This is a genomic window from Labrenzia sp. C1B70, from assembly GCF_000475395.1.
Classification (GTDB): Bacteria; Pseudomonadota; Alphaproteobacteria; order Rhizobiales; family Stappiaceae; genus Roseibium; species Roseibium algicola.
Genome location: NZ_AXCE01000003.1, coordinates 111,304 through 125,071, shown reverse-complemented (window position 1 = coordinate 125,071; position 13,768 = coordinate 111,304). Strand labels below are relative to the sequence as shown.

The window sequence follows — 13,768 nt, the reverse complement described above, 5'->3', positions numbered from 1 at the left end:
CAACTGCCGGGGCGCGGCAGAACAATAAAAATGAGGGGTAAAAATGAGCAAGTTACACGGCGAGGCGGAAGCCTTGGACGAAGTGGATCATGTTCTCGGAGAAGAATATGAACACACGCCGGTCCCGATGTCGGCCCGCAGGAGCACCTTTTCGGTCACGACCGTCTGGATCGGTTTTCCAATGATCATCACCGGCGCCATGACCGGATCCCTCCTGGTTCTGGGCATGGGCTTCACAAATGCGGTCTGGGCCATGCTCCTGGGCAACCTGATCATGTTTGCCTATGTCGGCCTGCTGGGAGTTCTGGGCACGCGCAGGGGCATGAATTTCGCACTTCTCGCCAGCGTGGTCTTCGGACGGAAGGGATACATGCTTGCCTCCGGCCTGCTGTCGACCTTGCTGCTCGGCTGGTACGCTGTGCAAACCGGCATCACGGGATCCTTGATCAGCTCGGCCTACGAGCTGAACTATGTCGCGATGACCGTGATCGCCGGCCTGCTTTACATCGGCATCACCTTCGTCGGCGTACACGGGCTTCACCTGATCGGGCTGGTGTCGGTGCCCTTGTTCGTGCTGCTTGGCGGCTGGGTGGTTGCCGACAGCCTGTCGACGACAAGCTGGGCGGAAATCGCGGCTTATCCCGGCAACAACGGCGCGGCGACCATGTCGATGGGTGTCGGACTGACAGTGGTCATCGCCCTGTTCATCGATGCCGGGACAGTGACGGCGGACTTCAACCGTTGGGCAAAGGATACCAAGGCATCCGTCATCGCAACGTTCAGCGCCTTTCCGTTCGCCAACATGTGCGCCATGCTGGTCGGGGGGATCATGACGGCAGCCCTTGCGGTTCCCGATGCCAATCCCTTCGGCACGGACAACATGTTCGGCTACATGAACGGCAAGCAGCTGACCTTTCTCAGTGTCCTTGCCTTCCTCTTTCTCTACTGCAATCTCGGCTCTGTCTGCGCTCATTGCCTTTACAATGCCGCAACCGGCTGGTCGCGTATTCTCAACAGCCGCATGCGGTTGATGGCGGTTATCCTGGGTGTCATCGGCATCGTCATTGCCGCCGGCAACGTCTGGGCGTTCTTCATCCAGTGGCTTTCCCTGCTCGGCATCCTGGTTCCGCCGATCGGCGCGATCATTCTGGTTGACCAGTATCTGCAGCGCCGCAACGCCACGATCGACCGTGACTGGCGCCCAACCGCATTCGCTGCCTGGGCGGCAGGTTCCATCGTTGCGGTGATCGTCGAGTTCTATGCTCCGCAGTTTTCGACGGCAATTTCCGCAGGGCTTGCCGGTGGGGTTGCCTACCTCCTGTTCAACCGGATGCCAGAGGCCGCAAGGGCCGGTGCCTGACCAATTTCCGGCGGCTCAGGCCGCCGGACAATACCAAAAAACCAGAGGATAGCCTTCCATGGCAGACTACGAAATTTACGAACTGGGCGACTTCACCTTTCAGAGCGGCGCAACGCTTCGCGAGTGCAAGCTCGCCTACAAGACCTTCGGCAAGCTCAACGCGGCCAAGGACAACGTCATCGTTTACCCGACCTGGTATTCCGGCCAGCACGTCGACAACGAATGGTTGGTCGGCAAGGGCATGGCGCTGGATCCCGATGAGTATTTCATCGTGATTCCGAACATGTTCGGCAACGGCTTGTCATCATCGCCGTCCAACACGCCCGAGCCCTACAACGCGGCGCGGTTTCCGAAAGTGACTGCCTATGACAACGTCCGCGCACAGCACCAACTCATGACACAGAAGTTCGGTGTCGAGCGCATCAAGATGGTCACGGGCTGGTCCATGGGGGCCCTGCAGACCTTCCACTGGGGCGCGATGTATCCCGACATGGTCGAGAGGATCGTGCCGTTTTGCGGGTCCGCCAAATGCTCCCGGCACAACTTCGTGTTCCTGGAAGGGGTGAAAGCGGCCCTGACAGCCGATGCCGCCTTTCTGGAAGGCTGGTACGAGAAGAAGCCGGAACGAGGGCTTCGGGCGATGGCGCGTGTCTATGCCGGTTGGGGGTTCTCGCAATCCTTCTACCGGGAAGAGCTGGACCTGAAGACGCTTGGATATTCCTCGCTGGAGGATTTCCTGGTTGCGTTCTGGGAAGGATTTTTCCTTCCCAAGGACGCCAACAACCTGCTGGCCATGCTCTGGACCTGGCAGAACGGCGATATCAGCGCCAACGACATCTACCATGGCGATTACAAGAAGGCGCTGGGGGCAATACAATCGAAGGCATATGTGATGCCCGGCCGAACGGATCTATACTTCCCGCCGGAAGACAGCGAAATCGAAGTCGCGAACATGCCGAATGCGACGTTGATTCCGATTGAATCCATATGGGGACATTTTGCAGGTGGGCCGGGCACCAGCCCGGTTGATGTGGCGTTTCTGGACGGGAAGCTGAAGGAAATACTTGCGGGTAGTGCCTGACAGGCAAGGCCAGCCCGGCCGGCCGCTTTGGCGGCCGGCGCAGGACTGAAAGGGGAGAGTTTGGGTTGACCAGTTCATGCAAAACTTCCGAACCGTGGCGCGTCGGTGTGCTGTTCTCGCAGTCCGGCTACATGTCGGTGATCGAGGAAACCCAGTTGCGCGGGACGTTGACGGCAATCGATGAAATCAATGATAGCGGCGGGATCAACGGACGGCCCATCGAGCCGATTATCTATGACCCGGGTTCGGACTCACGCAACTACGGGCTTCTTGCAAAGAAGCTTATGGTCGAGGACGGCTGCAGCACGATATTCGGCTGTTACACCTCGTCCAGCCGCAAGGCCGTTCTGCCGGTGGTTGAGCGGCTGAACGGCCTGTTGTGGTATCCGACGCTTTACGAAGGCTTCGAGTTTTCCTCCAACGTGATCTACACGGGAGCAACACCCAACCAGAACAGTGTCCAGCTGTGCCGGATCCTGATGGAGCTCTACGGAACGCGGTTTTATTTCGTGGGGTCGGACTACATCTATCCGCGCGAATCCAATCGCATCATGCGGGAGCTGATCCGCAACAATGGCGGCAGTGTCGTCGGCGAGAGTTATGTCCGGCTGGGAGCGGACAGAAATTCCTTCGTACCGATCATGCGTGAAATCCGGCAGGTGCAGCCGGACGTGATCTTTTCCACGGTGGTCGGAAACACGACCACATATCTCTACCAGGCCTATGCGGATCTCGGCATCGACCCGAGGGTGATGCCGATCGCCAGCCTGACGACCACCGAGGCCGAGATCCGGGCGATGGGATATGATGTCGGCGACGGCCATCTGACCGCCGCTTCCTATTTCCAGGGTGTCGGCAACGACCGCAATGCGACCTTCATCGACCGTTACAAGAAGCGCTACGGCGAGGACGAGCCGACCAACATGTGTCTGGAGGCGTCCTATTTCCAGGTGAATGTCTTCGCCAAGACCCTTGCCGAGACCAACTCCATGGACACCTCGATGATCCGCCAGTCGGTCATGGGATCGGAATTCGATGCCCCGCAGGGCGAAGTTTCCATCAACCCCGTGTGGGGCCATGCCGACCTGTGGACCCGCATCGGCCGCGCGAACCGCAGCGGCCAGTTCGATATCGTTTTTGAATCGCCCTCCAGCGTGAAGGCGGATCCTTACTTGATTGGGTACGGCCGATGCCTCGAATACAGCTGACACAAACCTCCCGAAGAACCTGGACAAACAAGCAGACAACCGGGGAGACACTGGAAATGGACACAACCGCGGCGGCCAAGACCAAGCGGCCGCTTTCGCAACGAACGTCGGCAGCGGCTGCCATGCGCAAGAACGCCACCGCAACAACTCCGCATCAGAACCTCAGGATCGCGGTTATCGTCGAACCCGATGCGGATGGCGAACGCCTGATCCGGGAGTTGCAGCGCCTGCGTTGCGAGGTGCGCCATATCTGGCCGATCCCGCCGCAGTTGCCTGTCGATTGCGATCTTGTGTTCTGCACGCTGGTCGAGGACATGCCCAAACGTATCCCCTGGTTGCCGGGAGAGCCGGAAGCCGGTCTGGTGTTGGTGGATCGCGGTGTCAGCAATCTGGATCTCAAGCTGATCCATAATTGCGCCGCCCATGGCGTGCTGCACTATCCCGTCGTCCAGCGCGCGGTCCAGACTTGCGTCGCTCTGGCGCGCGAGCACTTTCTTTACGAGCGCCGACTAAGAAACCGGATCGATAAACTTGATGAAAATCTCAGAACAATGCGCCTTGTTGAACGTGCAAAGTCTCTGTTGGTTCGTGTCAAGAATGTAAGCGAAGAGGAAGCTTACAACTATTTGCGTCGACAGGCGATGGAACGGCGTGTAACTATTGGTGCAGTTGCAAATGCGATAATTGACTCGCACGAACTTCTTAGCTAATCTTTCAGAGTTATTCGTGGCAACAGCGCCACGTACATCCGGGTAAAAGAGCCCCACGGTTTTCGTCTTGGCGGAACGTGGGGTTTTTTGTTGTCTGAAAATCAGACATTTCCCTCAGCGGCACCATAGCCGCGTTCACAAAAATCAGAGGCGACGATGCCCCGAACGAGCTGCCGCAAGGCAGGGCGGACGGGGCTTTTTTTGTTTATGGAGCAGCAACGTGAAAACCAACAGGCGCAATTTTCTTCTCGGGTCGGCCGCTTTCGGGGCAGCCGGTCTCGGCACCTTCCCGCATATCTGGAGCAAGAACAGCGGACTGGCGCGCGCCGCCGGCGGCCAGATCAAGGTGGGGGTTCTGTTCTCCCTGACCGGGACGACTGCGATTATCGAAGAGTCGCTCAACAAGGCGACGATCATGGCGATCGAGGAAATCAACGCCGCCGGCGGTGTCAACGGCATGGAGATCGTTCCGGTGGTTGAGGACCCGGCTTCTGATCCGGCGACTTTCGCGGAAAAGGCGCGCAAGCTTGTCCTCCAGGACAAATGCGTTTCGGTCTTCGGCTCCTATACCTCGGCCAGCCGGAAGGCCGTGCTGCCCGTGTTCGAAAAGCGGGACAATCTCTATTGGTATCCGACCCTCTACGAGGGGCGCGAGTGCTCGAAGAATGTCATCTACACAGGTGCTGTTCCCAATCAGCAGCAGGACGAGTTCGTGCCCTGGCTGGTGAAGAATTTCGGCAAGCGCTGGTACCTGATCGGGTCGAATTACATCTATCCGAAGGAAGAGAACAACTACTGCAAGAAGTTGCTGGCCGAACTTGGAGCCGAAGTCGTTCACGAGGAATATGTGCCGCTCGGCCATTCGGAATTCTCGTCCGTCATCAACAAGCTGAAGGCGGAAAAGCCGGACGTGATCTTCTCGACGGTGGTCGGTGATTCCGTTGTCGCCCTGCACCGGCAGTATCATGCGGCCGGTCTCGACCCGGAAAAGATGCCGATGGCCAGCCTGACCACCTCGGAAAACGAAGTGGCGGCGATGGGCGGTGCCGCTGCCGCGGGGCATTTCACCTCCGCACCATATTTCATGGTCTGGGATTCACCGGAAAACCAGAAATTCGTCGAGGCCTACAAGTCCCGCTGGGGCGGCGACAAGGTCACGCATTTCGTCTCCGAGCCGTCCTATTTCCAGGTGCATCTGTTCAAGCAGGCCGTCGAGAAACTGTCGCCGGACGATATCGATCCGACCACGATCCGCGAGGCCGTCAAGGGTGAGCAGTTCAACGCGCCGCAGGGACTGGTCAAGATCGAGGGCGAGAACCTTCATACCTGGCTGAGACCGAAGATCGGCCAGTGCAAGTCGGATGGCCAGTTCGAGATCCTGCAACAGTCCGCCGACTGGCTCGAGCCCATTCCCTACAAGGCCTACGACGGCCAGGTCTGCACCGCTGACGGTCTGAAGAGCAGCTGACACGCGCAAACGGGCGGCGTGTCGTCACGCCGCCCGGCTTTTCCGTGACCTGATGTTTTCCAGACCTTGAAGGCTTGCAGATGGAACTTGTCGTCTCCCAACTCCTGACCGGTCTCAGTATCGCTTCGATCCTGATGCTGGTCGCCCTTGGCCTCGCCGTCATCTACGGCGTGACCGGGGTCATCAATCTTGCGCATGGCGAATTCGTCATGCTGGGCGCCTATTGCGCCTGGTTTCTGCAGTCCCAGCTTGGCATGGGATTGCTGGAAAGCCTGATCCCGATCTTTTTCATTCTTGCGGTGTTCGGTTGGGCCGTGGAAGCCCTGGTCATCCGCCATCTCTACGACCGGCCGCTCGACACCATCCTGGCGACCTGGGGCATTGGCGTGATGGCGCAGCAGGCGATCCGGCTGATTGCCGGCGGCGAGCTGCGTTATGTCGAGATCCCGGCGTTCCTCAGTGGCAGCGTGTCCCTGTTCGGTGCAAGCGAGTCCGCCTACCGGCTGTTCATCCTGGGTCTTGCGCTTGTCCTCTTCGGGCTCACCTGGGTCATCTACCGGCGCACCAGCTTCGGGCTGAAACTGCGCGCGATTACCCAGAACCGGGAGATCGCCTCCAGTTTCGGCATCAATTCCGCCCGCATCTACCGGTCGACCTTCGCCTATGGCGCCGGCATCGCCGGTCTCGCCGGTGCGCTCGTGTCGCCGCTGAAGAGCGTCTCTCCGGAAATGGGGACGACCTACGTTGTCGACGCCTTCATGGTGGTTGTCCTTGGTGGTGCCCAGAGCCTGCTCGGCACTGTCGCAAGCTCCGGGATCCTGGGTGAACTTTCGGGTTTCCTGGCCTTCCACAGCAACGACACCCTGGCCAAGGCGCTGGTCCTGCTGGCGATCGTCATCCTCATCCGCTTTCGGCCCGAAGGCCTGTTCTCGACCCGTGTGCGCTCGTGATCACGGCCGGAAAAAGGATCGCAATTCAATGAACCTGACTGGAAAATCAACAGCACGGCTGGTGCTCTATCTGGCGTTCTGTGCAGCCATCTTGCTCGTGCCGTCCGTGCTGGACGATGCGTTTCTCCTGAACAAATATTCCCGCTACCTGGTCTTTGCCATCCTGGCAGTCTCGCTCAGCCTCTCCTGGGGCTACGCCGGAATTCTCAATCTCGGCCAGGCAGCCACCTTTGGCCTGGGGTCCTATGCCATGGCCATGGGCCTCAAGCTTCGCACCGTGCCGGTACATACCGGCAGCGAAGGGCTTCCGGACTTCATGGTCTGGAACAATGTCACCGAACTGCCCTGGTTCTGGGCGCCGTTTCACTCCATGACCTTCGCCATTCTGGCGGGCCTCCTGATCCCTGCCGCCTTTGCTGCGCTGCTCGGCTGGTTCATGTTTCGCGGGCGCATCACCGGTGTCTATGCGTCTATCATCACGCTGGCCGTTCTGGTGGTGGTCAATCTCCTGATCATCGATCAGCAGCGCTACACCGGCGGCTTCAACGGCATCACGGATCTCGCCCAGTTCGAAGTGGCCGGTTTCTTCTTCGACGCCTATTCCGCGACAACCTATTACCTGGTCGCGCTGTGCCTGTGTGCCGTGCTGCTCCTGTCGCTCGCGGTTACCCGCAGCAAGACCGGCATGATCCTGCAAGCGATCCGCGATCAGGAAAACCGGGTCCGCTTCTTCGGATACGACGTCGCGCTCTATCAGATCTTCGTCTTCTCGCTGTCGGCCGGCATCGCCGGTCTGGCAGGCATGCTCTACACGATCGTGATGGAATTCGCCTCGCCGACATTCCTTAGCGTGCCGCTCAGCCTTTCCGTGGTGATCTGGGTCGCCGTGGGCGGCCGGCAGAGCCTTCTGGGGGCTGCCATCGGAGCCCTGATCGTGACCGGCGTCCAGGGTGCCCTGTCGGAATCCGAAGTCTTCCTGGAAAGCTGGATGCTGATCATGGGGGGGCTGTTCGTACTCGCTGTCCTGTTTCTGCCGAAAGGCATTGCAGGTGCCGTCTCGATGGCCGTCGACCGGCTGCCCTTTTTCGCCGGCAGCGCCAGGAAATCCGCGAGCAATGTCATGAAAACCACGGAGGCGGCGTCATGAAGACAGCAACCGACCACCTCAGCCTTCGGGACGTCAGTGTGTCCTTTGGCGGTTTCCAGGCGATCTCAGGACTGTCGCTGGATGTGAACAGCGGCGAACTGCGTTGCCTGATCGGACCGAACGGTGCTGGCAAGACCACGGCGCTCGACCTGATCTGCGGCAAGACCCGTGTGACCTCCGGCGAGATCCGCTTCAAGGGCGAGGCGATCCATACCCTGAAGGAATATCAGATCGCCCGCGTCGGTATCGGACGCAAGTTCCAGGTGCCGAGTGTCTTCCGCGAACTGACCGTTCGGGAAAACCTGAATATCTGTCAATCACGAAACACCGGCGTTCTGGCCAACCTCGTGCGTTTCGGTGCAAGTCACGACGACGAGGAAATCGAACGTCTTGCGGTTCTGGTCGGCCTTCAGGACGATCTCGATCTTGCTGCCGGACATCTGTCTCACGGTCAGACGCAATGGCTGGAGATCGCGCTGATCCTGGCCCAGAACCCGACACTCATCCTGATGGACGAGCCGACAGCAGGCATGACCGCGCAGGAAACCGGCAAGACGGCCGAGTTGTTCAACAGGCTGCGGGGCGAGCACACGCTGATTGTCGTCGAGCACGACATGGGATTCGTGCGCGACATCGCTGAAACCATTTCGGTCTTGCACCAGGGAAAGCTGCTTGCCGAAGGTTCGCTGGAGGAAGTCTCCAGCGACCCGCGGGTGAAGGAAGCATATCTTGGAACGAAGGAGGCCGGCCATGCTTGAGCTGAACGGTCTCGATGGTTTCTACGGCCGAAGCCGTGCGCTCCAGTCCGTTTCCATGGACATTGACGAGGGTGATTTTTTCTCCGTTCTCGGCCGCAATGGCGTGGGCAAGACGACGCTTCTTCGCAGTGTCCTCGGGTTGATGAGCCGCACGTCCGGTTCGGTCAAGCTGGACGGAATGGAATTGAACAGCCTGCCGACGCACGCAAGAGCGCTCGCCGGCATCGGCTATGTCCCGCAAGGCCGCGGTATCCTGCCGGCCTTCACCGTGCGCGAGAACCTGATGATCGGCACCTTTGCCGCCCAGTCGGGGCAGGGTGAGATCGCCGACTGGGTGCTGGAGTTGTTTCCGATCCTGAAGGAGTTCCTGAACAGGCGGGGCGGCAACCTTTCCGGAGGTCAGCAGCAGCAGCTTGCAATCGGTCGGGCGCTTCTTTCCCAGCCCAAGGTGCTTCTGCTCGATGAGCCGACGGAAGGCATCCAGCCCAACATCGTCGAGCAGATCGAGGATGTCCTGATCGACCTGAACCGAACCAGGGGCCTCACCATCGTTCTGGTGGAGCAGAACCTCACTTTCGCACGCCGGGCTTCGAACCGGTTCGCGATCCTCGACCGCGGCACCGTCGCGGTCACTTCCGGCATTGCCCAACTGTCCGACGACCTTGTCCACGAACACCTCGTGGTCTGAGGCGCGGCAACCCGTTCCTAGAAGGAGGAATTGATGTATCACGGTGATATTTCCAGCAGCAACGACACCGTCGGCGTGGCGGTGGTCAACTACAAGATGCCGCGTCTGCATACCCGCGAGGAAGTGCTGGCCAATGCCCGCAACATCGCGGACATGATCGCGGGAATGAAGGTCGGTCTTCCGGGCATGGACCTGGTGATCTTCCCGGAATATTCCACCCACGGGATCATGTATGACCCCAAGGAGATGTACGAAACCGCCTCCCAGGTGCCTGGAGAGGAAACGGCCATCTTCGCCGAAGCCTGCAAGAAGGCGAACGTCTGGGGCGTGTTCTCCCTGACAGGCGAGCGACACGAGGATCACCCAAACAAGGCGCCTTACAACACGCTCATCCTGATGAACAACAAGGGCGAGATCGTCCAGAAATACCGCAAGATCATGCCCTGGGTGCCGATCGAAGGCTGGTATCCGGGCGATTGCACCTACGTCTCGGAAGGCCCGAAGGGGATGAAGATCAGCCTGATCATCTGTGACGACGGCAACTATCCGGAAATCTGGCGTGACTGCGCCATGCGCGGGGCGGAACTCATCATCCGCTGCCAGGGTTACATGTATCCGGCCAAGGAGCAGCAGATCCAGATTTCCAAATCCATGGCCTGGGCGAACAACTGCTATGTGGCGGTTGCAAACGCCGCCGGCTTCGATGGCGTCTATTCCTATTTCGGCCATTCGGCCCTGATCGGTTTCGACGGCCGGACGCTGGGGGAATGCGGCACCGAAGAAAACGGCATTCAATATGCCCAGATGTCCGTATCGGGGATCCGCGATGCCCGCAAGAACATGCAGTCGCAGAACCACCTCTTCAAACTGCTGCACCGTGGCTACACCGGCACGATCAACTCCGGTGATGGCGACAAGGGCCAGGCAGCCTGTCCCTATAACTTCTACGCCAACTGGGTGAACGATCCGGAAGGAACGCGGGAGATGGTCGAGGCCATGACCCGCACGACGGTTGGCACCGAGGAATGTCCGATGGAAGGCATCCCGAACGGTGCAAGCACCCACCGCTAGGGCTCAGGTCCAATCCGGGCGGGAAGTCTCTCGCCCGGTTCGAAATCGATCAGCTCTTGCCGCGGGCCAGCAACCTGGCAGCACGCGCTGATCCAGCGATCCTCCCGAGCGATGCGGTTCGCAGCGCCGCATCCTCCTGGCGCTGCAGCGATTTCCCCCGCTGCAGCGTCTTCAACAGGAAGTCCAGGAATGAATGCACCGATAGCTGGTCCGGTTGAGGACCCGATTGACGCCTATCGCATTGTCAGCGAACCCTTTTATCGCCCCTTTGCACAGGAGGTCGGCCATTATGAAGCCGCCTATGCCGCACGGTTGCCGATCCTTCTGAAGGGGCCGACGGGATGCGGAAAAACGCGGTTTGTCGAGCACATGGCCTGGCGGCTGAAGCGTCCTCTCGTCACGGTGTCCTGTCATGAGGACATGACGGCGTCGGATCTGGTTGGACGGTTTCTGCTGGATGCCGACGGTACCGTCTGGCACGACGGCCCGCTGACGGCGGCCGTCCGGAACGGTGCGATCTGTTATCTCGACGAAGTGGTGGAAGCGCGGCAGGACACGACGGTCGTCATCCATTCCCTGACCGACCATCGCCGCCATTTGCCGCTGGAAAAGAAGAATGAACTGGTCAAGGCGCATCCGGACTTCCAGCTCGTGATCTCCTACAACCCCGGCTATCAGAGTGTGCTTAAAGATCTGAAGGAATCCACCCGGCAGCGGTTCTGCGCGATTTCCTTCGACTATCCTGATGCGGCAATCGAAGCGGAAATCGTGGCGCGTGAAGCCGGCGTCGAGCCTGAAACAGCAAGGATTCTTGTCCGGGTTGCGGAAAGATCCCGGAACCTCAAGGGTCACGGACTGCGCGAAGGTGCATCGACGCGCATGTTGATTGCAGCCGGTCAGCTGACAGCGCAAGGCGTGCCGCTGGAAGAGGCCTGCCAGATTGCCATCGTGCTGCCGCTCGTTGATGAGCCGGAGATCCGCGCTGCGATGTCCTCCGCTGTTTCTGCCTGCCTGTAAGACATGGCGGCGACGATGACCGAGGCTGCCACGGCAAAGACCAACACCGTTGAGACGCGCGAATATGAACGGCAAATGTCTGCCGTCTGGACTAAAGCCCTGTCCCGGATTGCCCAGGCCGGTTACGGCGAAACCGTAACGCAAGCCTATCGTACTTGTGGCCCGATGGTTGCAGAGGCGGTTTCGGAAGAAGCCGCAGCCGATCTCGGACGCCTGGTTTCCTGGATTGCCATTCGTTCCGGCCGGCGCGCATCGGCAAGGGTGCCGCATACAGCGGCTCGCGCAGCGCAGCACTTGAAGACATTTCCTGCTTTTTCGGAGTGGTGCGCGCTTTTGGAACGGACCGGACGCGACTTGCCGGAAGCCGTTGAGGCACTGCTTGAGACGTCTGACAGGTCCCTTGCAGAAATCGGCTTGTCCGGCTTCAGAACATTCGTCGGCATGGGGTTGGCACTCAGACTGACGAGCCGCGAAAAGGCGCGATTGTTTCTCGCTGGTGAAGACCCGGAAGCGCGGCACTTTCTTGACCGGCAGTCGTCAGTCTTGCGATTTGACGACGAAGAGCTTCGGTTGAAGACGTTTCATGCCGCCTTGTGGGGTCAGCTTCCGCCCATTGTCGAAACCCCGGCCACAGCTCCGGAGCAAATGCGTCGCAGGGCCGGGTTCGGACGGGATGGCATTCGTCTGCCGTCGGGGTTTCCGGGTTTCGACCGCGCGGACAGCCTGAAGCTTTATCATGCGGCTCTTGCCCATGTCGGCGCTCACATTGCCTTCACCCGGCAGGTGTTTGAGCGAAAGTCCCTGAAACCCTTGCAAGTCGCAGTTATCTCCTTGCTTGAAGATGCGCGGGTCGAACGGCTCGCTCTGCAAAAGATGCCGGGACTGAGGTCACTCTGGAGCAGCTTCCACACCATGGATGCACGCTCCGCAAACCTGGCGACAACCTTGATGGCTCGGTTGTCGCGCACGCTGATAGATCCGGAATACAGCGATACCAATGGTTGGGTGGAGAAAGGAAAACGCCTGTTCGAGGAAGCCTTTGCCGCGACCCCCAACGACCAGACCTTCTGCCGGAGAATTGGCGGACTGCTTGCCAACGATCTAGGGCAGATGCGGCTGCAGTTCGACGCCCGCACCTATGTGGTGCAGCCGGCCTACAGGGACGACAACCTCGGTATCTGGACCTTCGACGAGGAACCGGACCTGATCGAGATGGATGTTGCGGTTGAAACGGAAGGTGTGCGCCTGGAGCAACAAGAACGCGACGAGGCCGAGCGGCAGGAGCCCGAAGAAGAAGAAAAGCGCGAGGAAGAGGCCGCGGCAGCGGAAAAGCTACGGCTTCAAGATGAGGACGCGGTAACCCGGCAGATCACCTATCCCGAATACGATCATGTCAGCCGCCGCATGCGCCCGGACTGGTGCACTGTTCATGTCACTGAGGCGCCGCGAAAGGCGGCAACCGGTCTGTTGCGGAGCCTAAGGCAAGAAACCAGGATACAGAGTTCTCTCATCTCTCTGATCTCCGGTGCCAATGTGAATGCGTTCCAGCGGGAGCGCCGGCTGGAAACCGGTGACTTTCTCGATCTGGATGCATGCATCGATGCCCAGGCAAGTCGCCGCAACCGGGAGATCCCCGATCCGAGGATCTTCGGCCGGAAGAGTTGCAAGGGACGGGACCTGGACATCCTGTTGCTGATCGACCAGTCACACTCCACCGGCGAGCCGGCAGGCGAGGTGGGCGCCAGCGTTCTCGATCTTGAACGCCTGTCTGCCGCGATAATGGCCGGGGCGATGGAGACGACCGGCGACAATTGCGCACTTGCAGGGTTTTGCTCGGACACTCGGGAGACGGTCCGATATGCGCGGATCAAGGACTTCGGCCAACCGGTCGACCAAGGCGTGTATGAACGCTTGGCCGGTCTGGAAAGTGCTTTCTCGACCCGGCTCGGCCCGGTTATGCGTCACGGTGGGCGTGAGCTTGCCGAAAGGACGGCATATCGAAAAGTACTGCTGGTGGTGACTGATGGCGAACCGTCCGATATTGACGTCGATGATCCGGATTATCTCCTGGAAGACGCCCGTTTCGCCTTGCGCGAATTGGCGATGGCCGGCATCGATGTTTTCTGTTTCTCGCTCGGCGACAACCGCAACGATTATTCCGGCAGGATTTTTGGCGGCAAGAATGTCAGAAAGCTCGCGGACCTTTCCAGGCTTCCTGGCGCTCTGCTTGGGCTCTATGGAGAGTTGAAAAAGTAGGAGGTGCCTCTGGTGAGCTGCTCTCATTTTGCCGGATTGCCAGTTCTGTGGTGA

At 59.6% G+C, this 13,768-nt stretch carries 12 protein-coding genes; all 12 read left to right on the top strand.

The window, feature by feature from the left end:
* The first annotated feature begins 43 nt into the window (after nucleotides 1-43).
* The 12 genes from Q666_RS37420 (at nucleotide 44) to Q666_RS0132790 (ending at nucleotide 13,714) form a co-directional block, all read left to right on the top strand.
* Entirely contained in the window at nucleotides 44-1,360 is a 1,317-nt protein-coding gene (locus tag Q666_RS37420; protein ID WP_023001374.1) for a cytosine permease, read from the top strand.
* A 58-nt stretch (nucleotides 1,361-1,418) separates the two neighbouring features.
* A complete protein-coding gene (locus Q666_RS37415; protein WP_023001373.1) occupies nucleotides 1,419-2,441 on the top strand; it encodes an alpha/beta fold hydrolase in 1,023 nt (340 codons plus the stop codon).
* A 65-nt stretch (nucleotides 2,442-2,506) separates the two neighbouring features.
* A complete protein-coding gene (locus tag Q666_RS37410; RefSeq protein ID WP_023014441.1) occupies nucleotides 2,507-3,649 on the top strand; it encodes a transporter substrate-binding domain-containing protein in 1,143 nt (380 codons plus the stop codon).
* A gap of 56 nt (nucleotides 3,650-3,705) precedes the next feature.
* The gene (locus Q666_RS37405; RefSeq protein ID WP_023001371.1) at nucleotides 3,706-4,359 is read left to right on the top strand and encodes an ANTAR domain-containing protein; all 654 of its coding nucleotides are present in this window, start codon (nucleotides 3,706-3,708) and stop codon (nucleotides 4,357-4,359) included.
* A gap of 220 nt (nucleotides 4,360-4,579) precedes the next feature.
* Nucleotides 4,580-5,827 (top strand): transporter substrate-binding domain-containing protein, encoded by a 1,248-nt coding sequence (locus Q666_RS37400; protein WP_023001370.1) that lies wholly within the window; start codon nucleotides 4,580-4,582, stop codon nucleotides 5,825-5,827.
* Between the two features lie 80 nt (nucleotides 5,828-5,907).
* A complete protein-coding gene (gene urtB / locus Q666_RS37395; protein WP_023001369.1) occupies nucleotides 5,908-6,777 on the top strand; it encodes an urea ABC transporter permease subunit UrtB in 870 nt (289 codons plus the stop codon).
* 28 nt (nucleotides 6,778-6,805) lie between these two features.
* A complete protein-coding gene (gene urtC, locus Q666_RS37390; protein WP_023001368.1) occupies nucleotides 6,806-7,924 on the top strand; it encodes an urea ABC transporter permease subunit UrtC in 1,119 nt (372 codons plus the stop codon).
* Nucleotides 7,921-8,682 carry an urea ABC transporter ATP-binding protein UrtD gene (gene urtD, locus Q666_RS37385; RefSeq protein ID WP_023001367.1) on the top strand — a complete coding sequence of 254 codons (762 nt, stop codon included), beginning with the start codon at nucleotides 7,921-7,923 and terminating at the stop codon, nucleotides 8,680-8,682. The genes urtC and urtD overlap by 4 nt, the downstream gene beginning before the upstream one ends.
* Nucleotides 8,675-9,370: an urea ABC transporter ATP-binding subunit UrtE gene (gene urtE / locus Q666_RS37380; RefSeq protein ID WP_023001366.1), complete on the top strand. Its 696-nt coding sequence runs from the start codon at nucleotides 8,675-8,677 to the stop codon at nucleotides 9,368-9,370. The genes urtD and urtE overlap by 8 nt, the downstream gene beginning before the upstream one ends.
* Before the next feature lie 33 nt (nucleotides 9,371-9,403).
* The gene (locus tag Q666_RS37375; protein ID WP_023001365.1) at nucleotides 9,404-10,441 is read left to right on the top strand and encodes an aliphatic amidase; all 1,038 of its coding nucleotides are present in this window, start codon (nucleotides 9,404-9,406) and stop codon (nucleotides 10,439-10,441) included.
* Between the two features lie 189 nt (nucleotides 10,442-10,630).
* The gene (locus tag Q666_RS37370) at nucleotides 10,631-11,458 is read left to right on the top strand and encodes a CbbQ/NirQ/NorQ/GpvN family protein (protein WP_023001364.1); all 828 of its coding nucleotides are present in this window, start codon (nucleotides 10,631-10,633) and stop codon (nucleotides 11,456-11,458) included.
* Between the two features lie 15 nt (nucleotides 11,459-11,473).
* Entirely contained in the window at nucleotides 11,474-13,714 is a 2,241-nt protein-coding gene (locus tag Q666_RS0132790) for a VWA domain-containing protein (RefSeq protein WP_161633259.1), read from the top strand.
* Nucleotides 13,715-13,768: the final 54 nt, after the last annotated feature.

Excerpts from the sequence above, each read along its gene's own strand:
- Q666_RS37405 (WP_023001371.1), top strand. The coding sequence starts at position 3,706 with ATGGACACAACCGCGGCGGCCAAGACCAAGCGGCCGCTTTCGCAACGA.
- urtC (WP_023001368.1), top strand. The coding sequence starts at position 6,806 with ATGAACCTGACTGGAAAATCAACAGCACGGCTGGTGCTCTATCTGGCG.
- Q666_RS0132790 (WP_161633259.1), top strand. The coding sequence starts at position 11,474 with ATGACCGAGGCTGCCACGGCAAAGACCAACACCGTTGAGACGCGCGAA.
- Q666_RS37420 (WP_023001374.1), top strand. The coding sequence starts at position 44 with ATGAGCAAGTTACACGGCGAGGCGGAAGCCTTGGACGAAGTGGATCAT.
- urtB (WP_023001369.1), top strand. The coding sequence starts at position 5,908 with ATGGAACTTGTCGTCTCCCAACTCCTGACCGGTCTCAGTATCGCTTCG.
- Q666_RS37375 (WP_023001365.1), top strand. The coding sequence starts at position 9,404 with ATGTATCACGGTGATATTTCCAGCAGCAACGACACCGTCGGCGTGGCG.
- Q666_RS37370 (WP_023001364.1), top strand. The coding sequence starts at position 10,631 with ATGAATGCACCGATAGCTGGTCCGGTTGAGGACCCGATTGACGCCTAT.
- urtE (WP_023001366.1), top strand. The coding sequence starts at position 8,675 with ATGCTTGAGCTGAACGGTCTCGATGGTTTCTACGGCCGAAGCCGTGCG.
- urtD (WP_023001367.1), top strand. The coding sequence starts at position 7,921 with ATGAAGACAGCAACCGACCACCTCAGCCTTCGGGACGTCAGTGTGTCC.
- Q666_RS37415 (WP_023001373.1), top strand. The coding sequence starts at position 1,419 with ATGGCAGACTACGAAATTTACGAACTGGGCGACTTCACCTTTCAGAGC.